This window comes from Mycobacterium riyadhense (genome assembly GCF_963853645.1).
GTDB classification, from domain to species: domain Bacteria; phylum Actinomycetota; class Actinomycetes; order Mycobacteriales; family Mycobacteriaceae; genus Mycobacterium; species Mycobacterium riyadhense.
This window is the reverse complement of record NZ_OY970456.1, coordinates 731605-754724: the sequence shown is the minus strand read 5'-3', so window position 1 is coordinate 754724 and position 23120 is coordinate 731605. Positions and strand designations below refer to the sequence as shown.

The following is a 23120-nucleotide window of genomic DNA, read 5'->3' as shown; positions in this document are numbered from 1 at the left end:
GCTACTTTGTGCACTCCGCCGCGATCGGCGCAACTCCGACAAATTCCCTGGGCAACGACGATAGGCTCCACCTCAGGGTCGTTACTGGGCTGGTCGGAGGTATGGGATGTCATTTGTGGTCACGTCACCAGCGGCGGTCGCCGCCGTGGCAACGGATCTGGCCAATATCGGTTCCACGATCAGCGCGGCGAATCTGGTGGCGGCGGCCCCGACGACGGGCGTGCTCGCCGCGGGCGCCGATCAAGTGTCGGCGGCGGTCGCGGCGCTGTTCGACGCTCATGCACACTCCTATCAGCTGCTGAGCGCCCAGGCGTCAGCGTTTCATGACCAGCTTGTGCAGACCTTGAACGCCGGTGCCGGATCGTATGCCAGCGCCGAGTCCGCCAACGCCCAGCAGGCTCTGCTCAACGCCGTCAACGCGCCCACCCAGACGCTGTTGGGCCGCCCGCTGATCGGCGACGGCGCCAACGCGACCACCCCGGGCGGCAACGGTGGAGCGGGCGGAATCTTATTCGGCAACGGCGGTAACGGGGCCGCGGGCGCGGCGGGTCAGGCCGGTGGCAGCGGCGGACCCGCCGGGCTGATCGGCAACGGCGGGGCCGGAGCAACCGGGGGCGCAGGCGCGCCGGGGGGTAACGGCGGGGCCGGCGGGTGGCTGTTCGGCAACGGCGGCGTCGGCGGAACCGGTGGAGCGGGAGTGCTCGGTGGCGGCACCGGCGGTGTAGGCCAAGCCGGGGGGGCTGGCGGCAGCGGCGGCGCCGCCGGCCTCTGGGGCACCGGCGGGACCGGGGGAACCGGCGGGGCAGGCGGGGCCGAAGACTCCGTGTTGGGCGAAGGCGGGCCCGGCGGGGCCGGCGGAACCGGCGGGACCGGCGGACTGCTGTACGGAAACGGCGGAGCAGGCGGAAGTGGTGGGGCCGGCGGGCCCGAAACCAGTGCACCGTTCGGGTTCGGCGGGCATGGCGGCACCGGCGGGACCGGGGGTGCGGCCAGACTGTTCGGCGCCGGCGGGGCCGGCGGGGCCGGTGGTATCGGGGGTCAAGCCACCGAAGGCGGGTTTGGCGGGGACGGCGGTCATGGAGCCAGTGGTGGGTTCTTGTATGGCGATGGCGGTGCCGGCGGGGCCGGCGGCACCGGCGGCCCCGGCAGCGCAATTGGCGGGGTCGGCGGCAACGGCGGTGCCGGCGGCAACGCCTTCCTGATCGGCAACGGCGGGGCCGGCGGGGCCGGCGGCCATGCCGACACTTCCGCACCCAACGGCGTTTTCGGCGGGCACGGCGGCAACGCGGGTAACGGCGGCCAGCTGTTCGGCAATGGCGGAGCGGGCGGGGCCGGTGGAAACGGCGCTACGGCCGCCGATGACAACGGCGGAAACGGCGGCGTTGGCGGTAACGGCGGTTTCGCCGGGCTGATCGGGGCCGGTGGGGCCGGCGGGGCCGGCGGTCACGGCGGGGCCAGCTTGGCCGATTTCGGGGCCGGAGGGTCCGGTGGGGCCGGCGGGGCCGGCGGCGACGCAAAGCTGATCGGAAACGGCGGGGCCGGCGGGATCGGCGGAGCCTCCAACCAAGGCGGGAACGGCGGCAACGGCGGGAACGGCGGTAACGGCGGGGCCGGCGGTCACGGCGGGGGGCTGTTCGGCGACGGCGGAGCTGGCGGCGCCGGCCAGGCCGGCGCGAAAGGCGTCGGAGTCGGGCCCGGCGGGAACGGCGGCCTCGGCGGCGACGGCGGGAACGCCGTCGGGCTGATCGGCAACGGCGGTAACGGCGGGGCCGGAGGCGCCGGCGGGCTCGGCACTCCCGACGGTGACGGTGGGGATGGTGGCAAGGGCGGTAGCCGCGGGCAACTGTTCGGCACCCCTGGCGCGACCGGCCCGCACGGCTGACCCCAAGACGCGCCTGCACACCGGCGCGCCGCTGCGCTAGCGTGGGAGGCGCTAACCAGAAACGCGGGAGCGCACGCCGAGTGCGCTGAGAGGACGGCTGGGGCCGTCGACCGTACGAACCTGACCGGGTAATGCCGGCGTAGGGAGATGAAAGATGACCGTCACTGTCGAGCCTGCCGTCACTACCGGCCCCATCGCGGGCAGCAGCAAGGTGTACCGCTCGGTTGATGGTTTTCCAGACGCGCGGGTGCCGTTCCGACGGGTGCACCTATCCACCGGGGATCACTTCGACCTGTACGACACTTCGGGGCCTTACACCGACCCGGACGCGGTGATCGACCTGACGGCCGGCCTGCCACCCCGGCCCGGAGTGGCCCGCGACCGTGGCACTCAGCTGCAGCGTGCTCGTGCCGGTGAGATCACCGCGGAGATGGCGTTTATCGCCGCCCGCGAGGACATGCCGGTCGAGTTGGTGCGCGACGAGGTCGCCCGTGGTCGCGCGGTGATCCCGGCCAACCACAATCATCCCGAAACCGAGCCGATGATCATCGGCAAGGCGTTCGCGGTCAAGGTCAACGCGAACATCGGTAACTCGGCGGTCACGTCGTCGATCGCCGAGGAGGTCGACAAGATGGTGTGGGCCACCCGCTGGGGCGCGGACACCATCATGGACCTGTCCACCGGCAAGAACATTCACGAAACCCGTGAGTGGATCCTGCGCAATTCGCCGGTGCCGGTCGGCACCGTGCCGATCTATCAGGCGCTGGAGAAGGTCAAGGGCGACCCGACCGAACTGACCTGGGAGATCTACCGCGACACCGTGATTGAGCAGTGCGAGCAGGGCGTGGACTACATGACGGTGCATGCCGGTGTGCTGCTGCGCTACGTTCCGCTGACGGCCAAACGGGTCACCGGCATCGTCAGCCGCGGAGGGTCGATCATGGCCGCCTGGTGTCTGGCACATCATCGGGAGTCATTCCTGTACACCAACTTTGCGGAGCTGTGCGACATCTTCGCGCGCTACGACGTCACCTTCTCACTGGGCGACGGGCTGCGTCCCGGGTCTATCGCCGACGCCAACGACGCCGCCCAGTTCGCCGAGCTGCGCACCCTGGGCGAACTGACCAAGATCGCGAAAGCCCATGGCGCACAGGTGATGATCGAGGGGCCAGGGCACATTCCGATGCACAAGATCGTGGAGAACGTCCGGCTGGAAGAGGAGCTGTGCGAGGAGGCCCCGTTCTACACGTTGGGCCCGCTGGCCACCGACATCGCGCCGGCCTACGACCACATCACGTCGGCTATCGGCGCGGCCATCATCGCCCAGGCCGGCACCGCGATGTTGTGCTATGTCACCCCGAAGGAGCACCTCGGGTTGCCGGACCGCAAGGACGTCAAGGACGGCGTGATCGCCTACAAAATCGCCGCGCACTCGGCGGATCTGGCCAAGGGTCATCCCCGCGCGCAGGAGCGTGACGACGCATTGAGCACGGCGCGTTTCGAATTCCGGTGGAACGACCAGTTCGCGCTGTCACTGGATCCCGACACCGCGCGGGAATTCCACGACGAGACGCTGCCGGCCGAACCGGCCAAGACCGCGCACTTCTGTTCGATGTGTGGGCCGAAGTTCTGCTCGATGCGCATCACGCAGGATGTCCGCGACTACGCTGCCGCACACGGGCTGGAGACGGAACAGGACATCGAAGCTGTGCTTGCCGCGGGGATGGCCGAAAAGTCACACGAGTTCGCCGAGCACGGCAACCGGGTGTACTTGCCGATCACCCAGTGAACTACCTGCCGCTGGCACCGCCCGGGACGACGCCGCTGCGGGTGCTGACCATCGCCGGATCGGACTCCGGAGGCGGTGCCGGTATCCAGTCCGATATGCGCACCATGGCTTTGTTGGGCGTGCACGCATGCGTCGCCGTCACCGCAGTTACCGTGCAAAACACATTGGGAGTCAAGAGCTTTCACGAGGTTCCCGCCGATGTAGTGACCGGCCAGATCGAGGCCGTGGTCACCGACATCGGCGTCCAGGCCGCCAAGACCGGGATGTTGGCGTCGTCGGCCATCATTGCCGCGGTGGCCGACGCCTGGCGCCGCCTGGAACTGTCCGTTCCGCTCGTCGTCGACCCGGTGTGCGCATCGATGCACGGGGACGCGCTGCTGGCAGCGTCGGCCCTGGATTCGCTTCGAACTCAACTGTTTCCGTTGGCCACGTTGGTAACACCGAACCTCGATGAGGTGCGCCTGCTGGTCGATATCGAGGTCGTCGACGCCGACTCACAGCGCGCGGCCGCCAAGGCCCTGCACGCGCTGGGTCCGCGGTGGGCACTGGTCAAGGGCGGACACCTACGCTCCTCGGACACCAGCTGCGACCTGCTCTATGACGGCGCCTCCTGCTACGAGTTCGACGCACCGCGGCTTTCCACCGGTAACGACCACGGCGGCGGTGACACACTGGCCGCCGCAATCGCTTGTGCGCTCGCACACGGCCGCACCGTGCCGGACGCGGTCACGTTCGGCAAGTGGTGGGTCACCGAATGCCTGCGAGCCGCTTATCCGCTGGGCGGGGGCCATGGCCCCGTATCTCCCTTTTTCAGGCTCACATGAACCTCAACGAGATTGCGGGTGTCGCGCACGAACCCGAAGGCTCTCCAAAAGGGATCGTCGTCTTGACCCACGGCGCTGGCGGCAACCGAGAATCCACACTCTTGCAACAGGTTTGCGAGGAATGGTCGCGACGCGGCTGGCTGGCGGTCAGGTATAACCTCCCCTATCGCCGACGCCGGCCCAAGGGGCCACCGTCCGGCTCGGCGGCCGCCGACCGCGACGGGATCGCCGAAGCGATCGCGTTGTGCCGCGGCCTTGCCGACGGTCCGCTGATCGCCGGCGGACATTCCTACGGCGGTCGGCAGACGTCCATGGTGGTGGCCACCGACAAGCAACTGCCCGTCAACGTGCTGACGTTGTTCTCCTATCCGGTCCACCCACCGGGCAAGCCGGAGCGAACCCGCACCGAGCACCTGCCCGACATCGCGGTGCCGACTGTTTTCACCCACGGCACGTCGGATCCGTTCGGCACGATCGCGGAGCTGCGGGCCGCCGCGGCATTGATCCCTGTGCCTACCGAGATCGTCGAAATTACCGGCGCGCGACACGACTTGGGCTCGAAGACCCTCGACGTGGGCGCTTTGGCGGTCGCGGCAGCACTGGGCCTGCTGGGGGGTCAGCTCCGGGACCAAACATCGTGACCTCCATAAGCTTTCGCACACACGCCTGGGCATAAGCCGAATCGTCCGGGCTCGCCATCCGCCCCAGATCGACCACCAGTGCCATGGCGGCGTGCACCAAGAACCGCGCCTGAATCGGTGTGAGCGCCGGTCGCGCAGCTGTCAGCAGCCGCACCCAAGAGTCGACTGTCGACAGCTGCACGTTGTGCAGCAACATCTGGTCGGCGGGCGTCAGGTTGACCCGCTCGGTGTAGTAGACCGCGACCAGTTCGGGGTTGGCGAACGACGTTGCTACGTATGCGTCGATCAAGAGCAGCAATGCCTGCCGTGGGTCGGTGATAGCGCCGAAGATCGGCGACAGCTGCCCGGAGACTCGGTCGGTCGCCCGGCGCAGTCCAGTTGCCAGAATCTCGCACTTGCTGGAGAAATAACGATAGATCCCCGACACCGGTATGCCGGCGGCCGCGGCGATCTGCGCCATGCTGGTTTCCGTATAGCCCCGGTCCTTGAACAACGCCATCGCCGCATGCAGCAACGCTTCGTAGACACCAGCATCCTCGGCGAAGATCCGCCAGGACACTGGCCGAGGAAAGACATCCCCAGGTTGCGGAAGCTCCGCGGATAAGATCGCCGCGGCGGCCGCCGCCAGCAGCGCACGGATCTCGTCGGCCCGCAGCCGCGCGCGGTGATCGACGGTGCTGCCGATCACGCTCAGCACCCCCGCCGACAGCATCCACCGCTGTGCGGAAGTCAATGACGGCCGAATCGCGATGAGCGGCTTCTGAATCCGACGATTCACTAGGCGCAGTTGACCGGTCAGTGTGGACTGGTCCTCGGCACGCAGATAGCGCGCCTGCCAGCGGTACAGGCCGCCGGAATCGCGGTTGTCCAGAGTAGCGTCGATGAGCACCGCAACGAGCCGGTCCAGCATCGCGGCCGGGTCCGGACCCGGTTCTGGGTCCCATGCTGGGCCCGGTTTTAAGTCCGTGCAGTCGACAAGTTGCTGACTCAGGGCCAGCACCGCGCCCCGGAACAGGTCGTACTTGCCGGCGTAGTGCCGGTACAGCGCGGGCGCCGAAACCCCGACCTTGGCCGCGATGGTTTCCATGCTGACCGCGTGATAGCCCTGTGCGCTGAACGCCTCGGCGGCCGCGCGGGCTATTTGCGCCTTGCGGTGCTTTGGCCGCCTCCGATTGGCGCTGACGCCGGTGGACACGGCCTCACTGTATCGCCAGTGCGGAATGTCGATTAACATAGTGCTCGTTTGGGGGGAATTGTCCGTAGGTCGCCGGAGGGACCGAGATGTTGGAGAAAGTTCGCCAGGCGCTGAACTTCCAGGTGACGGTCGGCCAACTGATAGTCCTCGGATTGATCGTCGGAACACCGTATCTGCTGGTAGGAACGGTCTGGTCGCTGACGCACACCGAGCATCTGCACCGGCTCCACGGGACGGATCTGGCGGTGTCGTTTTTGGGGTCGATCGCCTCATGGCCAGTGCTGCTGTTCTCCGACGTTTGCATGATATGAGCGCTAGCGCCGAATAATGAATTACATACGTACCATGGAGAAGTTGTGACTCGTCGTCAGATGTACCTGGGTATCGCCGGCCTGCTATTGGGCGTCGTCGGGTTGTTCGCCCTCTACCTACCGGTCTACCTGAATCAATTCGATTCGTACGGCGTCAAGATCACTTGCGGCAACGGCTTTGGCTCCGACCTCACCCAGGCCCACCAGGCCAACAGCGACGCACTTGCGTCGCAGTGCGACACCGCACTGCTGGTGCGTCGCGCCTGGGCGATCCCGAGCGTTGCCGCCGGGTGGGTGCTGATCACCAGCTTCCTGGTGATCTGGGTGCATAACGACCAGAACCGGAAGCGGGAAGTCACCTATACCGGGTAGCGCGCGTAGCAGCCGTCCATATCGCCGCCCACGCCGCCACGGAACGCCGCGATGCGGGTGAATCCGGCAGGCACGCTGACACCATCGGCGTCACTGGCCACCATGTGATTGGTGAGCAGCCCGGCTACGGCTTCGTCGAGGTCACCGGCGGTCAGGACGAGTTGCTTGCCGGACGACAGATCAATGGGCTCGGCCATCTTGCGGTGCGCAACACCAGTCAGGCACGCGGTCCGCAGCGCGGTCCACGGGCTCTGCATCGCGAGGCCGCGTTCATGCTGCACCGCTAGCGCATACCGCGACATCACGATCGACAGGGCGGTGTCATCGCCCTGTGGCAGGCTTTGTTCCTTTTCGCTGGCAACCTTGCCCATCGCCGCCAGCGCGGGCAGGTCGACCACGATGGTGTTGGTGGCTGGGCAGTAGGACGCCGGTGGGCTGGGCTTCGCGTCGGGGCAACCGGCCGCCTTGTAGGACAGCGTCGGCGGGTTCTTGGGCGAGAAGATCTTGCCCATGAGCTCCATCAGCGTCGACAAGGTGTCTTCGTTGATCGGGACCTCGCCAGTCTCCGGTTCCCCGTAGTCATCGACCCGCAGGGTCGTCGGCAAGTCACCGCGGCGCTGCTCGATCTCGGCCTTGTCGATTGCCGCACACGCGGGGGTGCCGTCAATGAAACCCATCTGGAAGGCGCTGACCCGATCCAACGCTGACCCATGTTCGTCGTCGTTCTGCGTGTCGGCGTCCATAACCGGGTCGCGGGTGGTGATGATCCCGGCGATCACGTGGTCTAGCCCGTCCGCGGTGCTCAGCGTGAAGCGCGGTGACTTACCGTCGGCCACCCAATACAGGTAGACCCCGGCGAAACAGTCCGCCTGCTGCTCACGGACGATCGTCGGGTCTCTTCTGGTAACCAATTTCGCCATGCTCTGCAGAGCGTGCCCGAACTCATGTGCCAGGACGCCATTCACGGACATATCGCCGAAGTACTTTTGCGCTATCGCCATGAACACCCCGCGATCCCAGGCGATCAGGTTGCACCGCGAGGTGAAAAATGCGTTGACGAGCTGGTAGGTCTCGTTGTGGCAGACGATTGGACTGTTCGGATTGTTGGAGTCGTAGGACACGAGCTTGTCGACGGGTTTGAACGTTCCCTTCAGCGGGTCGGTGTAGTTGGCTCTCCAGTACTGCTCGATGTCGTTGATCGAGAGCAACGACAGCTTGTCGATCGCTCCGTTGTTGGTGTTGATCACCGTGCCCGTCGCCGCGGGTGCGTTCGGGCGAGCACCGCTAGGACCGTTGGTCGCGGGCAGGCCCCCCACGCGGAACGGGTCGTTGAGGATCGACAGGGCACGACCGCCGACGACCGTCGTGCAGCTGGCCACCACGAGTACCGCCCCCAGGCAGGCAATCGCGGCCCGCACCGACGCGATCAGCCTGCGAGCGCGCACATTCATTTGACCAACCCCGTCCCAACCGGCCTGCACTATAAGGAATCCCATCTTAGATGGGTTGGTTTACGGTCAGTACCCAAACGAAACTGCCGCGATGTCGGAGCTGCGCAGTATCGTCGTCAGCCATGGGGTCGGTGCACGAGGTCATCGAGGCGTTCCGGAAGGCTCCGTCGAACTCGGAACGGGGAACGAAGTTCGAGGAGTTGATGGTGCGCTACTTCGAGCTGGACCCGATGATGTCGCAGCAGTACGACGCGGTGTGGCGCTGGATCGATTGGCCGGGACGGCAGGGCAAGCCCGACACCGGCATCGACCTGATGGCCCGCGAGCGCGACACCGGAAACTACACCGCAATCCAGTGCAAGCACATTATGGTGCGCAACCGAAACCACGGAATCGAGCGATCCACAGCTACGGTCAACCGGGCCATTCAAGTAAGTTCGCTTGCTAGCATCAAGCCGTGGCGCGGATGATTGCGTTGCGGCTTTTTGATAGCGCGTACCAGGTCCTGAAACGCTATTCCGGCCTGGACAAACCGTCGATTGACGCGTGGAGCGCTAGCTTGCTCGACATAAACGACATGAGGCGGCGCTGCGCGGAGCATGATCGGTGGATGCGGGCGCACCCTAAGGCCGCGGCGTTCAGTGAGGCTTGGGCGGATCGCAACCTCGGGACCCTGGCTAAGCATTGACTCCATCCCCACGCCGGGGCGACATTTGGCGGACGGACACCGGCGTTACCGTTCTGGTGATTTCGTCAACGATGTACAACGAGATTCCCAGCGAGCCAACCGTTATCGTTGTGCCGGTGTTCGATTCCGAGCCTGGCGCCGGCTTTGGCGTGGACTTGGCTGACGGCTGGGCGGCTCCCGGTCTGATAACCAGCTTGCGCAAGACCAACTAGAGCGAACGGCTTCGGCAAGCCGACATCCAGGCCCTCACTGATGTCAACAATATGCTGTTCAGGCTCCTCGCGACGCCAGAGCGTTAGTCCCGGTACCGCCGAGCTACGACACTCGGGTGCGATGGCGCTTTCCATGGGGTGTGACGCCGTTGGCGCCCCCGATTGATTCCGCGTAGCTGCCCACCGCGTATGCCACGCCAGAGCCCATGACGGCCAGTGCTTCCCGGTTGATGTTTTCGACGGTGTCACGAACGCTCTGGTAGTTGGGGTCGAACCGGACGCCGGGCTGTCCACCCCAGAGACGCGCCTGCACAACGGTTTTCGTCTGCGAAGCGCCAGTGGTCAGGCCCCCGATCGGCACACCGGCAACGAAAAAGGGATGGTAGGCGGTCCTGGTGGTCAGCGGCATGTCAGCGGGTCGCTTGCCGGCCAGATTCAGATAGCCGGCCAGGGTGCGCTCGATTCCGGCCGAGCCCTCCGGCACATCCGCAGCGGCCACGCCCGCTCCGGCCGGACCGGACTGGTCACCGTCGTCGGTGAAGAAGCCCGCATTCGCCGACCCGAGCATGTCGAAGTTCAGGTACAGCGCGATGTCGTTGAGCTGGTTGTTGTCGAGGCCGAACACGTAGTCCATGGAACCGTTGAGCCCGTCCTCCTGGCCTCCCCAGAACGCGAACCGCACCGCGTTGGCCACCGGCGGCAGCGGACCCAACTGCAGCGCCGTTTCGAGGACCGCGGCCACGCCCGACCCGCCGTCGTTAATCCCGGGGCTATCAGGCGGGCTGGCGAGATGGGCGCCCACCGTAATTACCTCATGCGGCGCACCGGTTTTGGTCTGCGCCAGCACGTTTCGCGACGAAACCTTGACGTTCTCGGCGTCCAGCACCAGGCGCACCGGCGCGGTAGCGCGGCCCAGGGCGGCCGCGCCGTTGCCACCGACCACCGCGACCGGCACCCTCAGCTGGTTGTAGTAGCCGGGACTGAACAGCGTGGGCGGGGCTCCCTGATTGCTGGCTTGGCTTATCACGATCAGCGCCGCGGCCCCCTTGGCAACCGCGCTGTCCTGTTTGTCGACCACCGAGCAGCGGGTGTCATCGACCACCGCGATCGCACCCGTTGGCAGCACGGACTGGTAATCGCCCGCGGTGCAGCCGGCCGGCTGTGCGGGCCGAACCAGCTGACCTGTCAGCCCTCCGGGAGGCGTTCGCGCCAGCAACGACGCCTGATCAACGGAATAGCTGCGTCCGGCGACCGTCAGCGACGGCTTACCCGGCGACGCCGGGTACAGCCGTTCGAACTTCTGTATCGTCACCTCAAAGCCCTTGTCGCGCAGCGCTTTCACCACATATTCAACGGTCGCGTCGTAGCCAGGCGTGCCATCGGCCCGGTTTCCCTTGTTGCCGTTGGCGATCGCCTGCAGCGCACGCAGATGTGTGAACATGCCGTCCGCGGTCACCTTTACCGAAAGTGTTCGGCCCAGGTCCGGCGCCGCTCCCGGCGGCGCCGGCTGATGCGTCGTCGAGCATCCCCCCAACAGGCAGGTCAGCAGCATCGTCGCGGCCAGTCCCCGAACCATGGCCGGCATCATGGCTTCGTGAGCACGTGGCGGGTGCGGTCCTCCATGACCGGAACGCCATTGCGGCCGCTGAGGTCCTGCGCGTACAGGCCCACCGCGTAGGCGACGCCGCTTCCTTGGATGCCCAGCGACGTGCGGTCGATGTGTTCGAGGGTGTCGCCCTTCTGGTGATAGTTCGGATCGAACGGCTGATCGGCGGTCCCGCCCCACAGCTTGGCCTGCTCGTCAGTCTTCTTGACCTCTGCGCCGGAGAACAGCCCGCCGGACGGGATTCCCGCCAGGGTGAACCCGTCGTAGTCGGAGCGACCGTCGAACGACGTGTCCTGCGGGGTCTTGCCGGCCATCTTCAGATACGCGGCCAGCGTGCGCTCGATGCCGGCCGATCCTTCGGGCACCACCGGTTGGCCGCGCGCATCCATCGGCAACGACTGGTCACCGTCATAGGTGAAGTAGCCCGGATTCGGCGAGGCCAGCATGTCGAAGTTCAGATACAGCGCGATGTTCTTGAGAGCGTCGAGATTCAGCGACTCGACGTAGTTGCGCGAACCGATCAGCCCGAGTTCCTCGGCGCCCCAGAAGCCGAATCGCACCGCGTTGCGGACGTGCGGTGAGTTACCCAGCTGCACTGCGGTTTCCAGAATCGCGGCCACCCCGGAGCCATTGTCGTTGATGCCCGGACCCTCTGGAACGCTGTCCAAGTGTGCGCCCGCCATCACCACGTCGGTGGGCGACCCCGTTTTGGTTTGCGCGATCACGTTGCGGGCCTTGAAACTCTGGGTGCTAGCCGTGAGCTTGATGGTGGTTGGTCCGGACTTGCCCCGCAGCTGAATCCCGACGGACTTGGTGACACCCACCACCGGGATCTTGACGTCGGTGTTTGCCCCCAGCGTGCCGCCCATCGACTGCTCGTCGACATTGTCGGCGATGATCAACGCCGCGACGCCGCGCTGTGCCGCGGCATCCTCTTTCTGAGCGAACGGACAGTTGCCGCGATCAACTAGCACCACCGCACCTTGCGCTGGCAGATTGTCGTAGTCGCTGGGTGTGCAGCCCGGGCTGTCGTCGGCGGGTGCGATCACCAACTGCCCGGTCACGCCGTCCGGCGGGGTACCGAGGCTGTACTCCAGGGCGCGCGCCTCGGCAGTCAGACCGCCAACGACCACCGAACCCTTTTCAGCGTGAAACACGCGGGCCGAGAACTCCGGGGTTTGCACGTCAAAACCACTGTTGCGCAACGTATTTACCACATAGTCCACGCTGGCTTCATAGCCGGGAGTGCCAACCGCCCGGGTGCCGTTGTTCGCGTTGGCGATGTCTTGAAGTTTCGACAGGTGCGCCATCATCGCGTCGGCGCTCACCTTGTTGCGCAGCGTCATGGCGAACTCAGCCGCGACGGGGTTATTGGAAGCCGGTTTCGACTGAGTCCGCCAACGAACACAACCCGTTGCCAGGAACGCAACAACCACGGCGACGGCCAGTACCACCGGCATCATCTTTGATTTGTGCACCATCGGGCTCAGACTAGCTCAGATTAGAAGCGGGCTCCTGAAGTAGCGAAAGCCGCATCCGCACAAGCGAATGCGGCTTTGGCATCACAGTGACCAAATTCAGACAAACAGCGTGGTGAATGGCGCAACCGGGATGTTGCGCACCACAAACCAAGCCAGCACCAGCGCCAGGGCCACTACCGCCGCCCAACGGCGATGCTGCCAACTCCCGATTCGTCGGCCTACTAAACGGCCATAGGTCCAAGCCAGGTAGGCCCACACCAACAGCGCCACCGCCGCCAGGCCAAGGGCGTTAAACCTGACGGCCGCCAAAAGATTGCCGTGCATAAGGCTGTACAGCATTCGGAGGCTGCCACACCCAGGGCAATCGATTCCCAACAGAGCCTTGGTGGGACATACCGGTAGTGGACCGTTCGGGGTCGTTGGATCACCCACCCAGATGGCGGCGCATACCAATGTCGTAGACGCGGCCACCAGCAGTGGCGCACCCAAGCTCAGCGGCACCGACCCTTGGCGGGTCACCATCAGCTCACCCAGGCCTAGTACATCGTGGTGAGCATCATCGCCACGCTCTCAGTCCCGGCATTGAGGGCACCCACCGCCAACAAAATGCCGTAGATGACGAACACGATCACGCCAGCGACGGCCGACCAGATCACGAACTTCTTGGCGGAATCGGCCGAGGCCTGAGCTTCGGCATAACGACCCTGCGCCCACAACCCGTTGACCTGGGTGGACTTGACAATCGCAACGATGCCAAGGGGAAGACAGCAGAACAACGTCACCAGAATTGACCAGACCAAGTAATTGTCAGGTTGTTGCCCGGCGGGCGGCTGCTGCGGCGGGTAACCGGGAGGTGGTGGTTGTGTCATGGATTCTCCAGTCAAAAGAAGTTAGCTGGCGTGAAGCGGTGCTTACCATACCGGAGAGGCGTCGCGACGGCATCACCAACCGGAAAATGGCACTTGTGCAGATTAACCATTGCTTGCGCGATCCCAACGTCTATGCTGCGCCGACACCTGGCCACCAATTAAAGATGATTGCTGCACAGACAGACAATTTCTAACGGAATATGTTGCATGTCCAACAACTAGCGCTGCGGGGTCGTATTAATAAGAAGCTCTAGTTTTCCGGTGAGCGACAGAAATAGACTCCCGATGTCAACGTTGCTGCATCGTCGGCCCGACAACCGCAAGGAGCAAGGATGTCTCACCTCACCAACGCGTTGCGAGCCGCGACGGCTACAGCGCTATTGGGTAGCTTTGCCTGCCTGGGTACTGCCACCGCGATCGCGGACCCCACCGGCAACTCGTCGGATGTCAACGCCCTCGCCGCGTCGCTGTCGAAGGGCTACGGCCTTAGCAATTGCACCGCCCAATCAATCAGCGCTGGTGAACTGGCCGCTCTTTCGTGCGGACAAAGCCCGGACTCAGCCGGACCCGTTCAAGCCAAGTACATCCTGTTCGCCAATGCCGACGACATGAACGGCTCATTCAAAGCCAGCATCAAAGACGAAACCCTGACCGCTTGCGGCGACAGCGGCCAATCACCCACCACCTGGCGCCAGGGCAGCGCCGGTTCCACGGCTGGCCAGGTGGCGTGCGGGACCTATCAGGGCGCCGCCGAGATCATCTGGACCACCGACGCTAAGAACATCCTCAGCTATATCCGCGCCTCCAACACCGACGTCCCCGCCCTCTACCAGTGGTGGCGTACTAACGGCTGAAGTCACTCGTAGTCCTCGAGATCGAGTGTGAGCTCAGGGCTTTCAGCGTGTATCCAGGGCCGGATCCGGCCGGTTTTCGCGCCCACAGTTCACGCTCGGAACCCAGGATTCACGCCAGATCGACTTGAAGGCTACAACGACTTCTTTAAAGCGCCTTTAAAACAAGCTGCGCCACCGCACGCATCCCGGCGCCGTTGGGATGCAGCGGTGCCGGCCGACCCGGTAGTGGCACAACGGATCTCGTGGGCTTCACCGTCCAAGGCTCGGCCGACCACGCGTGATGGTCGCGGCTGGCGGCACCGGCGCACACGAGCCCACACCCGGTCGCCGTAGCGGCGTCAGCCGTGAGCCGTTCGAGTGTGCCGGCAACGTGGCGCCCCAGTTCGGTGTCTGCCGCGGACAGCGGCGGCGCTGGCGTGCCCGCCGGTGGCAACAGCGTGAGGTAGTCGACGAACAACACTCGCGCTCGTGGCGCGCGCTGACGTAGCACGCGACCGATCTCACACAACGAGTCGAACACCCCGGTCAGCGCTCCATCCCGGGCATCACCGTCCAGCAATTCACGTATGCGCGTGCCCAGCAGCGGCAGTCGCCGCGCCAACCGTGGCACCGAGGCGGCCATGAGCAACGGAACATAGCCGACGTCGTTGCCGCCGATCGTGACCGTTACCAGGGTCTCCGATCCATTCAGAGCGGTGACTTGGGGCGGCGCCCAATGCTGGCGGTCGGCAAGTACATGCGCGGTGGTCGCACCGGAGTATGTGACGTCAACCAGATCAAGGTTCAGCCGTTCGGCGACAAGATGTGGGTAGTTGCGGGCGGATCGGCCTGCCCACCAAGGCGCTCCCGCCGCGCGAGGCTTGATACCCGGACCGGCAGCCATCGAACTGCCCAGCGCGACATAACGTTTGGTCATAACGTCGGGCTGGACGCCTGCGCCCAGAAGCGTTTCGGGATCCGCCCGGCCCGACGGGCCAGATAGCCGGCGGTGACGGCGGCGGCCATCGCGGCGGCCATCGCCGGCGGGTCGGCGGCCCGGGTCACCGCGGTAGCCAACAACACGGCGTCACAACCCAATTCCATCGCCAGCGCGGCGTCACTCGCGGTACCGATACCCGCATCGAGCACCACGGGAACGCCGGCACGAGCGACGATCATCTCGATATTGTGTGGATTGGTAATGCCAAGACCGGTGCCTATCGGTGCCCCCAGCGGCATCACGGCCGCACATCCGATGTCCTCCAGCCGACCGGCCAGCGCCGGGTCGTCGTTGGTGTACGGCAGGACCACAAACCCGTCGTCCACCAATTGCTCTGCGGCACGCACTAATTCGACGGCGTCGGGCAGCAGGGTGCGTTCGTCGGCAATCACCTCGAGCTTGACCCAGTTGGTGTTCAGCGCCTCGCGGGCCAATTGCGCTGTCAGCACCGCCTCGGCGGCACTGCGGCAGCCCGCGGTATTGGGCAGCGGCGTAATGCCGAGCCGGTTGAGCAGATCGAGCAGTCCGGTTCCGCCCTCGGCGTCGACCCGGCGGATCGCGACGGTGGTCAGCTCGGTACCCGATGCGATCAGCGCCTCCTCCAGTACCGCCAGATTGGTCGCTCCCCCAGTGCCCATGATGAGCCGGGACGCGAAACTGCGGTCGCCGATTGTTAGCTTGGACTCAACCACCCTGCACCGCCGTCACCACCTCGAGTTGGGCACCTTCGGAAAGCGTTGTCGCCCAATTGGATCTGGGCAGCACCGTCGCGTCCAACGCCACCGCGACACCTCGGTCCGGGAAACCCAGCGACGCCAGCAGGGCGGCCACCGTGGTCTGTTCGTCGACCTCGATCCGTTTGTCATTGACAACCACGATCATGAGTGCGCTCCCACCGGAACGAGTTCGGACACGATCTGCTCGGCGGTCCATGGTGCCAACAGAAACCCGGATCTTCCGTGGCCCGCGGCCACCAGGGTGCGCGCGTCCAGGCGCTGCACGATCGGTAGGTTGTCGGGTGTCATCGGGCGCAACCCGGCGGCACACTCGGCAAGTTCGTACTCGCCCAGCGCCGGCACCACAGCGCACGCATCGTCGAGCAGGTCACGCACTCCCGATACGACGGGCGTGGTGTCGCGGCCATGTTCGTACTGGGTGGCGCCGACGACCACGCCGTCGGAACGCGGCACCACGTACACCTGCCGACCGTGCACCCGGGCTCGAATGACCCTTTGCAGTAACGGCATACACCCCTTTCGCCAGCGCAGCCGCAGCACCTCGCCTTTCACTGGACGCACCGGCAGGCCGGGCCACAACGTGGGCGCGTCAATGCCATTGGCAATTACCACCGCGTCGCCCTCAACCCCGGTCAGGTCGGCCACCGGTGCGGCCCACTGGATTCCGAGGCGCTCGCACTCCAGGCTCAACGCGTCGAGCACGGCGCGGTTGTCGACAGCCAGTTCGGTGGGCGCCCGGAAGCCGTGCCGAATGCCCTGTGCCAGCAGGGGTTCGACATCGCGCGCAGCCGGCTCCCAGACCACCGGGTGACCCTGATCGGACAACCAATCCGCGACGGTACGCAGGTCGGCGACGTCGGCCGCATCGACGGCCACCACCAACGACTCGCGTGCGGTGACCACCTCTGGTGGCAGCCCATCCAGATAGCCGCCCTCGCGCCACAGCCGCAGCGACTGCAGACCCAGCCGCAACAACCGTTCCTCACCCGGCCAGGCTTCGCTGTGCGGTGCCAGCATGCCGCCCGCGACCCAGGACGCGCCCCGCTCGTTGCTTCGGTGCACCCGCACCGACCAACCGGCTTGGGCCGCTCGGCGCGCCACCGACAGCCCGATGATGCCGCCGCCTATGACGGCCAGCGCATTCGACATCGTCTGCTCCCTTCGCCGGCATGACCCGGATCAGGTGTGACGGTCAGGGCAGGATGTGTGCCCACTCTCAGCCCCGCTCCCGGGACTCCCGTGTGTTTCAGCGTCCACGCTAGCGCGCTAACCCGGATAACGTCAGTGATGTGCACCAACCTGCCAGCCGTCTCGCCACCGCAAGGCTGTACCTGTGCACCGACGCCCGTCGCGAGCGTGGCGACTTAGCCGAGTTCGCCGACGCGGCCCTGGTCGGCGGAGTCGACATCATCCAGCTGCGCGACAAAGGGTCGGCCGGAGAGCGGCGGTTCGGCCAGCTGGAGGCGGGCGACGAGCTGGCCGCCTGCGAGATCCTGGCCGACGCCGCCCGCCGGCACGGCGCCCTGTTCGCGGTCAACGACCGCGCCGATATCGCCCGCGCCGCCGGCGCCGACGTGCTGCACCTGGGCCAGCATGACCTGCCCCTGGAGATAGCGCGCGACATCGTAGGCCCCGATGTCGTCATCGGGCTGTCCAGTCACAACGCTGAACAAGCTGCCGCGGCAGCCGGGCAAGCCGATTATTTCTGCGTCGGACCTTGCTGGCCCACGCCAACCAAGCCGGGCCGCACAGCGCCGGGCCTGGACCTGGTACGCGCCGCGGCTCAACTCGGCGGCGACAAGCCGTGGTTCGCCATCGGCGGGATCGATGCCCGACGGCTGCCCGAAGTCGTCGCGGCCGGTGCCCGCCGGATCGTGGTGGTGCGGGCGATCACTGCCGCCGACGACCCTCAGGCGGCGGCCGCACAGCTCAAGTCAGCGCTTGTAGCAGCGAGCTGATGCTGGGACTCAGCGGCGCCTGATCGGCGTCACCGGGCATGCACCAGATGAAGACTCCGGCCTCGATCTCCACGGTCCGCGGCAGTCGTCGCCGCCGTTCGTCGGCGTGACCCAGCGGTACCGTCGCCGGAGCCGTGCGCAGCCGGTGCCAGCTGGCGGCGAAGCCGGGATGCAGCGGCAGGTCGGCCACCTCGTCCTCGCCGACCCAGCGCAGCTCGGCGCTTTCCCGATTGGGCACGGTGTCCAATAATTCGCTGGCGTCGGCGACGACCGTCGTGTAGGTCCAGGAGGTGCCACCCGGGCGGGCAGTCACCACGGTCGCCCGTACCGCCAGCAGCTCGGCGTCCAGGCCCGCCTCTTCATACGCTTCGCGAACCGCGGTCTGCACGGGCGTCTCATGGCTGTCGCGAGCACCACCCGGCAGACCCCAGGTGCCACCCTGATGGCTCCACACCGCCCGATGCTGGAGCAGCACCGCGGGGGTTCCGTCGACCCGGGGCGCCCGAAGCAGCAGGCCGGCGGAGCCATATCGGCCCCAGTAGTGGACGCCGCTGTCGGAGATCACCCAACCGTCGCCGTCGCCCCGCACGAAGACAGGATAATTGCGCGCACCTCCCCCCATCTGTCGGAACATTCTCTTAAGATTCGCTTATAGAGGTTCGTAAGATGGCCGAAAGATGAGGTCGGAGCTGACGTGACGGTTGAGCTGGCGCACCCGTCAACCGAGCCGCTGGGATCGCGCTCGCCTGCCGAACCGGCCCATCCCCGCTGGTGGTTCATCTCGACCACCCCTGGCCGCATCCTGACCATTGGCATCGTGCTGGCGGCCCTGGGCGTCTCCAGCGCATTCGCCACCTCGACGACCATCACCCACCGTCAGCAAGTGCTGACCACCGTGCTCGACCACACCGAGCCGCTGTCATTCGCGGCCGGGCGGCTCTACACCACGCTCTCGGTGGCCGACGCCGCGGCGGCCACCGCGTTCATCGCCCAGGCCGAACCGCGCGCCGTCCGAATGCGCTATGAGCAGGCCATCACCGACGCCGCAGTAGCCGTTACCCGGGCGGCCGGCGGACTCACCGACGAGCCGCTGGTGCAATTGCTGGGCCGGATCAACGCCGAACTGGCCGTTTACGCCGGGCTGATCGAGATCGCGCGCACCAATAACCGGGCGGGCAACCCCGTCGGGTCGTCATACCTGTCGGAGGCATCAGGGCTGATGCAGTCGACGATCCTGCCCGACGCGCAACAGCTGTACCAGGCCACATCAGCGCGGGTAGACACCGAAACCACCGCATCCACCCAGATCCCGGCGCCGGTGATCCTCGTCGTCGCCACCACGGTCGCCTTCGGCGCGTTCTCGCATCGCTGGCTAGCCCGGCGCACCCGAAGGCGAATTAACCCAGGCCTTGTCGTGGGCGCACTCGGTATTCTCGTAATGGTGGTGTGGGTCGGAACCGCGCTGACAATCTCCACGACGGCCAGCCGCAGCGCGAAAGATACCGCCGCCGAATCGCTCAAGACCGTCACCAACCTGGCGATCACCGCCCAGCAGGCACGCGCCGACGAGACGCTGTCACTGATCCGGCGCGGCGACGAGGAAGTCCGAAAGCAATCCTTCTATCAGCGCATCGACGCCATGCACCACCAGCTCGAGGCCTACATGGCCCGCCACGACGCCGTCGACAAGCCGGACCTGCAAGGCGCCGACCAGCTGCTGGTCCGCTGGCAGCAGGCCAACGACCGAATTAACTCCTACATCTCGGTCGGCAACTACCGGGCGGCCACCCAGGTTGCGCTCGGCAAGGGTGCGGACGATTCCACCCCAGCGTTCGACAAGCTCGAGGAAGCGCTCGCCAAAGCCATGGGTCAAAGCCGCAACCATCTGCGCAACGACATCCTCAACGCCCATCGTGGCCTGGCCGGTGCGCAGGTGGGCGGCGTGGTGCTCAGCCTGGGTGCCGCCATTGCGGTGGCCCTGGGCCTGTGGCCGAGGCTGAAAGAGTATCGGTGATGCGGCGCCTGCCCAGCAGAGTTCTCCGGCGGGCAGTTGCCCCGCTCGCAGTGGCGATGGTGGTGGCCGGTTGCGGTCACTCCGAGCCGCTGAAGGTCGAAGCCACTCCGACGTTGCCGCTGCCCACGCCGGTCGGGATGCAGGTCATGCCGGTCGAGCCGCCACTGCCGCCGGACAACACGAGCCAGGACTGCAACCCCACCGCCAGCCTGCGTCCCTTCTCCAACAAGGCCGACGCTGACGCCGCGGTGGCCAACATCCGCGAGCGGGGGCGGTTGATCGTCGGGCTCGACATCGGCAGCAACCTGTTCAGCTTCCGCGACCCAATCACCGGCGAGATCACCGGCTTCGACGTCGACATCGCCGGCGAGGTGGCGCGCGACATCTTCGGTAGCCCGAATCATGTCGAGTACCGGATCCTGTCGGCCGACGAGCGCATCACCGCGCTGCAGAAATCCCAGGTCGATGTCGTCGTCAAGACCATGACCATCACCTGCGAACGGCGCAAGCTGGTGAATTTCTCCACCGTCTACCTCGACACCAACCAGCGCATCCTCGCCCCGCGGGACTCGGCGATCGCAAAAGCGTCGGACCTTTCTGGTAAACGAGTCTGTGTGGCAAGGGGCACCACCTCGCTGCGCCGCATCCGGGAAATCGCACCGCCGCCCATCGTCGTGTCGGTTGTGAATTGGGCTGATTGCCTGGTGGCAATGCAGCAGCGGGAGATCGACGCCGTCAGCACGGATGACTCGATCCTGGCCGGGCTGGTGGAAGAAGACCCCTACCTGCACATCGTCGGCCCGAACATGGCCAACCAGCCCTACGGGATAGGGATCAACCTCGACAACACCGGGCTGGTTCGGTTCGTCAACGGCACGCTCGAACGCATCCGCACCGACGGCACCTGGAACGCGTTGTACCGCAAGTGGCTAACGGTACTTGGCCCGGCGCCCGCCCCACCCACGCCCAGGTATGTGGACTGATGGGCAAGCCTGACTCGGAGGACGTGAGTCCTGGCACGCAACCCGCGGACATGCACACCACGGGGTCATCGGAACGGCCGCTGGCCACCCAGGCGCTCTTCCGCCCCGATTTCGACGACGACGAAGACGACGACTTTCCGATCTCGTTAGGCACCATAGATACCCAGCCGCAGGACCGGGTCACGGCGACTCAGCGGGTGCTCCAGCCGGTCCGAAAGCTGGGCGGCGGCCTGGTGGAAATCCCGCGGGTACCCGATATCGATCCGCTCAAGGCCCTGATGACCAATCCGGTGGTCCCGGAGTCCAAGCGGTTCTGCTGGAACTGCGGACGCCCGGTCGGCCGGTCGAGTTCGGAAGGCAAGGGCGCGTCGGAGGGCTGGTGCCCGTACTGCGGCAGTCCGTATTCGTTCCTGCCGCAGCTGAGTCCGGGAGACATCATCGCGGGCCAGTACGAAGTCAAGGGCTGCATCGCGCACGGCGGGCTGGGTTGGGTCTACCTGGCGGTCGACCACAACGTCAACGACCGTCCGGTCGTTCTCAAAGGCCTGGTTCATTCCGGCGATGCCGAAGCGCAGGCGATCGCGATGGCCGAACGGCAGTTCCTGGCCGAGGTGGTGCACCCGTCGATCGTGCAGATCTTCAACTTTGTCGAGCACACCGACAAGCACGGCGATCCGGTCGGCTACATCGTCATGGAGTACATCGGCGGGCAATCGCTCAAGCGCGCCAAAGGCGAGAAGCTGCCAGTCGCCGAGGCGATTGCCTACGTGCTGGAAATCCTGCCGGCGCTGGGCTATTTGCATTCCATCGGCCTGGTCTACAACGACCTGAAGCCGGAAAACATCATGCTCACCGAGGAGCAGCTCAAGCTGATCGATTTGGGTGCGGTGTCGCGGATCAACTCGTTCGGCTATCTCTACGGCACCCCCGGCTTCCAGGCACCGGAGATCGTACGGACCGGTCCGACGGTGGCCACCGACATCTACACGGTGGGACGCACGCTCGCGGCTTTGACGTTAGACCTGCGCACCCGCAACGGCCGCTATGTCGACGGGCTGCCCGACGACGATCCGGTGCTGACGACATACGACTCGTTCGGCAGGTTGCTGCGCCGCGCCATAGAGCCCGACCCGCGGCGACGGTTCGCCAGCGCCGAGGAGATGTCCGCGCAGTTGATGGGTGTGTTGCGGGAAGTGGTCGCCCAGGACACCGGAATTCCGAGGCCAGGGCTCTCGACGATCTTCAGTCCCAGCCGCTCGACGTTCGGCGTGGACCTCTCCGTCGCACACACCGATGTGTATCTGGATGGCCAGGTGCATTCGGAGAAGCTGACCGCCAAGGAGATCGTGACCGCCCTGCAGGTGCCGCTGGTCGACCCGGCCGACGTCGCCGCTCCGGTGCTGCAGGCGACGGTGCTTTCGCAGCCGGTGCAGACCCTGGACTCGCTGCGCGCCGCCCGTCACGGCACACTGGACGCCGAAGGCCTCGACCTGTCGGAGTCGATAGAGCTGCCGCTGATGGAAGTGCGGGCCTTGCTGGACCTGGGCGATGTAAGCAAGGCCACCCGCAAACTCGACGACCTCTACGAGCGGGTCGGCTGGCAATGGCGACTGGTCTGGTACCGCGCGCTCGCCGAGTTGCTCACCGGTGACTACGACTCTGCCACAAAGCATTTCACCGAGGTGTTGGATACTTTCCCCGGCGAACTGGCGCCCAAGCTGGCGCTGGCGGCGACCGCCGAATTGGCCGGCGCCACCGACGAGCACAAGTTCTACCAGACGGTGTGGCGGACCAACGACGGGGTGATCTCGGCGGCTTTCGGACTGGCCCGAGCCCAGTCGGCCGAAGGCGATCGAACCGGTGCGGTGCGAACTCTCGATGAGGTGCCGCCTACGTCAAGGCATTTCACGACCGCACGACTGACCAGCGCGGTGACCTTGCTGTCCGGCCGGTCGGCAAACGAAATCACCGAGGAGCAGATCCGCGACGCCGCCCGTCGGGTGGAGGCGTTGCCGCCCACCGAACCGCGAGTGCTGCAGATTCGGGCGCTGGTGCTCGGTGGCGCGATGGACTGGCTCGAAGACAACGAAGCCAGCACCAATCACATCCTCGGTTTTCCCTTCACCAAGCACGGGCTACGGCTGGGGGTCGAGGCCTCGCTGCGCAGCCTGGCCCGGGTCGCGCCTACCCAGCGGCATCGCTACACCCTGGTGGACATGGCCAACAAGGTGCGGCCCACGAGCACGTTCTGAATCGCGGGGCGGTCGAGTGTGA

At 66.0% G+C, this 23120-nt stretch carries 23 protein-coding genes, 1 pseudogene and 2 riboswitches; of the genes and pseudogenes, 13 read left to right on the top strand and 11 right to left on the bottom strand.

Annotation, left to right across the window (positions count from 1 at the left end):
- The first annotated feature begins 106 nt into the window (after positions 1-106).
- The 4 genes from AADZ78_RS03300 (at position 107) to AADZ78_RS03285 (ending at position 5136) form a co-directional block, all read left to right on the top strand.
- Positions 107-1882: a PE family protein gene (locus AADZ78_RS03300; protein ID WP_204800886.1), complete on the top strand. Its 1776-nt coding sequence runs from the start codon at positions 107-109 to the stop codon at positions 1880-1882.
- A gap of 53 nt (positions 1883-1935) precedes the next feature.
- Positions 1936-2045: riboswitch (TPP riboswitch) on the top strand.
- Positions 2037-3671 carry a phosphomethylpyrimidine synthase ThiC gene (thiC, locus tag AADZ78_RS03295; RefSeq protein ID WP_085251341.1) on the top strand — a complete coding sequence of 545 codons (1635 nt, stop codon included), beginning with the start codon at positions 2037-2039 and terminating at the stop codon, positions 3669-3671. Its footprint overlaps the riboswitch before it by 9 nt.
- Positions 3668-4495 carry a bifunctional hydroxymethylpyrimidine kinase/phosphomethylpyrimidine kinase gene (gene thiD / locus AADZ78_RS03290; RefSeq protein ID WP_085251342.1) on the top strand — a complete coding sequence of 276 codons (828 nt, stop codon included), beginning with the start codon at positions 3668-3670 and terminating at the stop codon, positions 4493-4495. The genes thiC and thiD overlap by 4 nt, the downstream gene beginning before the upstream one ends.
- Positions 4492-5136 (top strand): alpha/beta family hydrolase, encoded by a 645-nt coding sequence (locus AADZ78_RS03285; RefSeq protein WP_085251343.1) that lies wholly within the window; start codon positions 4492-4494, stop codon positions 5134-5136. Before thiD ends, AADZ78_RS03285 begins: the two co-directional genes overlap by 4 nt.
- On the opposite strand, the gene AADZ78_RS03280 is transcribed toward AADZ78_RS03285, so the two are convergent.
- Positions 5027-6370: a TetR/AcrR family transcriptional regulator gene (locus tag AADZ78_RS03280; protein ID WP_085251344.1), complete on the bottom strand. Its 1344-nt coding sequence runs from the start codon at positions 6368-6370 to the stop codon at positions 5027-5029. The two genes, AADZ78_RS03285 and AADZ78_RS03280, sit on opposite strands and share 110 nt — an antisense overlap.
- Before the next feature lie 47 nt (positions 6371-6417).
- On the opposite strand from AADZ78_RS03280, the gene AADZ78_RS03275 reads away from it, so the two are divergent.
- Positions 6418-6642 carry a hypothetical protein gene (locus AADZ78_RS03275; protein ID WP_085251345.1) on the top strand — a complete coding sequence of 75 codons (225 nt, stop codon included), beginning with the start codon at positions 6418-6420 and terminating at the stop codon, positions 6640-6642.
- Positions 6643-6687: 45 nt separating this feature from the next.
- Positions 6688-7014: a hypothetical protein gene (locus AADZ78_RS03270; RefSeq protein WP_085251346.1), complete on the top strand. Its 327-nt coding sequence runs from the start codon at positions 6688-6690 to the stop codon at positions 7012-7014.
- Here AADZ78_RS03270 and AADZ78_RS03265 read toward each other — a convergent pair.
- Entirely contained in the window at positions 7002-8465 is a 1464-nt protein-coding gene (locus AADZ78_RS03265) for a peptidase (protein ID WP_085251347.1), read from the bottom strand. The two genes, AADZ78_RS03270 and AADZ78_RS03265, sit on opposite strands and share 13 nt — an antisense overlap.
- A 122-nt stretch (positions 8466-8587) precedes the next feature.
- Here AADZ78_RS03265 and AADZ78_RS03260 point away from each other — a divergent pair.
- Positions 8588-8827, top strand: a pseudogene (locus AADZ78_RS03260) (hypothetical protein); the annotation flags it as partial.
- 641 nt (positions 8828-9468) lie between these two features.
- Here AADZ78_RS03260 and AADZ78_RS03255 read toward each other — a convergent pair.
- From AADZ78_RS03255 to AADZ78_RS03240, 4 genes are all read right to left on the bottom strand, one after another.
- On the bottom strand, positions 9469-10941 hold the full coding sequence (locus AADZ78_RS03255; RefSeq protein WP_139828812.1) for a M28 family peptidase: 1473 nt from the start codon (positions 10939-10941) through the stop codon (positions 9469-9471).
- Between the two features lie 8 nt (positions 10942-10949).
- A complete protein-coding gene (locus AADZ78_RS03250) occupies positions 10950-12452 on the bottom strand; it encodes a M28 family metallopeptidase (RefSeq protein WP_085251349.1) in 1503 nt (500 codons plus the stop codon).
- 96 nt (positions 12453-12548) lie between these two features.
- Complete coding sequence (locus AADZ78_RS03245; RefSeq protein ID WP_085251350.1) at positions 12549-12974, bottom strand: DUF2752 domain-containing protein; 426 nt, start codon at positions 12972-12974, stop codon at positions 12549-12551.
- Between the two features lie 14 nt (positions 12975-12988).
- Positions 12989-13321: a CD225/dispanin family protein gene (locus AADZ78_RS03240; protein WP_085251351.1), complete on the bottom strand. Its 333-nt coding sequence runs from the start codon at positions 13319-13321 to the stop codon at positions 12989-12991.
- On the opposite strand from AADZ78_RS03240, the gene AADZ78_RS03235 reads away from it, so the two are divergent.
- Together AADZ78_RS03235 and AADZ78_RS03230 are read left to right on the top strand one after the other, a co-directional pair.
- A complete protein-coding gene (locus AADZ78_RS03235) occupies positions 13315-13515 on the top strand; it encodes a hypothetical protein (protein WP_139828813.1) in 201 nt (66 codons plus the stop codon). The two genes, AADZ78_RS03240 and AADZ78_RS03235, sit on opposite strands and share 7 nt — an antisense overlap.
- Positions 13516-13653: 138 nt before the next feature.
- Positions 13654-14175: a serine/threonine protein kinase gene (locus AADZ78_RS03230; protein ID WP_085251352.1), complete on the top strand. Its 522-nt coding sequence runs from the start codon at positions 13654-13656 to the stop codon at positions 14173-14175.
- A gap of 145 nt (positions 14176-14320) precedes the next feature.
- Here the strand turns inward: AADZ78_RS03230 and AADZ78_RS03225 are convergent, their stop codons facing one another.
- The 4 genes from AADZ78_RS03225 to thiO all read right to left on the bottom strand — a co-directional run bounded on the left by AADZ78_RS03225 (position 14321) and on the right by thiO (position 17040).
- Positions 14321-15091, bottom strand: coding sequence for an SGNH/GDSL hydrolase family protein (locus AADZ78_RS03225; protein WP_239655266.1), 771 nt, complete (start codon positions 15089-15091; stop codon positions 14321-14323).
- Positions 15088-15846, bottom strand: coding sequence for a thiazole synthase (locus tag AADZ78_RS03220; RefSeq protein ID WP_085251353.1), 759 nt, complete (start codon positions 15844-15846; stop codon positions 15088-15090). Before AADZ78_RS03220 ends, AADZ78_RS03225 begins: the two co-directional genes overlap by 4 nt.
- Positions 15839-16036 (bottom strand): sulfur carrier protein ThiS, encoded by a 198-nt coding sequence (gene thiS / locus AADZ78_RS03215; protein WP_085251354.1) that lies wholly within the window; start codon positions 16034-16036, stop codon positions 15839-15841. Before thiS ends, AADZ78_RS03220 begins: the two co-directional genes overlap by 8 nt.
- Entirely contained in the window at positions 16033-17040 is a 1008-nt protein-coding gene (gene thiO, locus AADZ78_RS03210; protein ID WP_085251406.1) for a glycine oxidase ThiO, read from the bottom strand. The genes thiS and thiO overlap by 4 nt, the downstream gene beginning before the upstream one ends.
- Positions 17031-17142: riboswitch (TPP riboswitch) on the bottom strand. It overlaps the preceding gene by 10 nt.
- Before the next feature lie 38 nt (positions 17143-17180).
- Here thiO and thiE point away from each other — a divergent pair.
- Positions 17181-17849 (top strand): thiamine phosphate synthase, encoded by a 669-nt coding sequence (gene thiE / locus AADZ78_RS03205; RefSeq protein ID WP_085251355.1) that lies wholly within the window; start codon positions 17181-17183, stop codon positions 17847-17849.
- Here thiE and AADZ78_RS03200 read toward each other — a convergent pair.
- Positions 17821-18438: an NUDIX hydrolase gene (locus AADZ78_RS03200; RefSeq protein ID WP_085251407.1), complete on the bottom strand. Its 618-nt coding sequence runs from the start codon at positions 18436-18438 to the stop codon at positions 17821-17823. The two genes, thiE and AADZ78_RS03200, sit on opposite strands and share 29 nt — an antisense overlap.
- A 105-nt stretch (positions 18439-18543) precedes the next feature.
- Here AADZ78_RS03200 and glnX point away from each other — a divergent pair, with 105 nt between their 5' ends.
- From glnX to AADZ78_RS03185, 3 genes are read left to right on the top strand one after another with little or no spacing between them, the layout of a single operon-like run.
- Complete coding sequence (gene glnX, locus AADZ78_RS03195; protein WP_085251356.1) at positions 18544-19863, top strand: protein kinase G-activating protein GlnX; 1320 nt, start codon at positions 18544-18546, stop codon at positions 19861-19863.
- On the top strand, positions 19863-20846 hold the full coding sequence (locus AADZ78_RS03190; protein WP_085251357.1) for a glutamate ABC transporter substrate-binding protein: 984 nt from the start codon (positions 19863-19865) through the stop codon (positions 20844-20846). The genes glnX and AADZ78_RS03190 overlap by 1 nt, the downstream gene beginning before the upstream one ends.
- Complete coding sequence (locus tag AADZ78_RS03185; protein WP_085251358.1) at positions 20846-23098, top strand: serine/threonine-protein kinase PknG; 2253 nt, start codon at positions 20846-20848, stop codon at positions 23096-23098. The genes AADZ78_RS03190 and AADZ78_RS03185 overlap by 1 nt, the downstream gene beginning before the upstream one ends.
- The last annotated feature ends 22 nt before the right edge of the window (positions 23099-23120 follow it).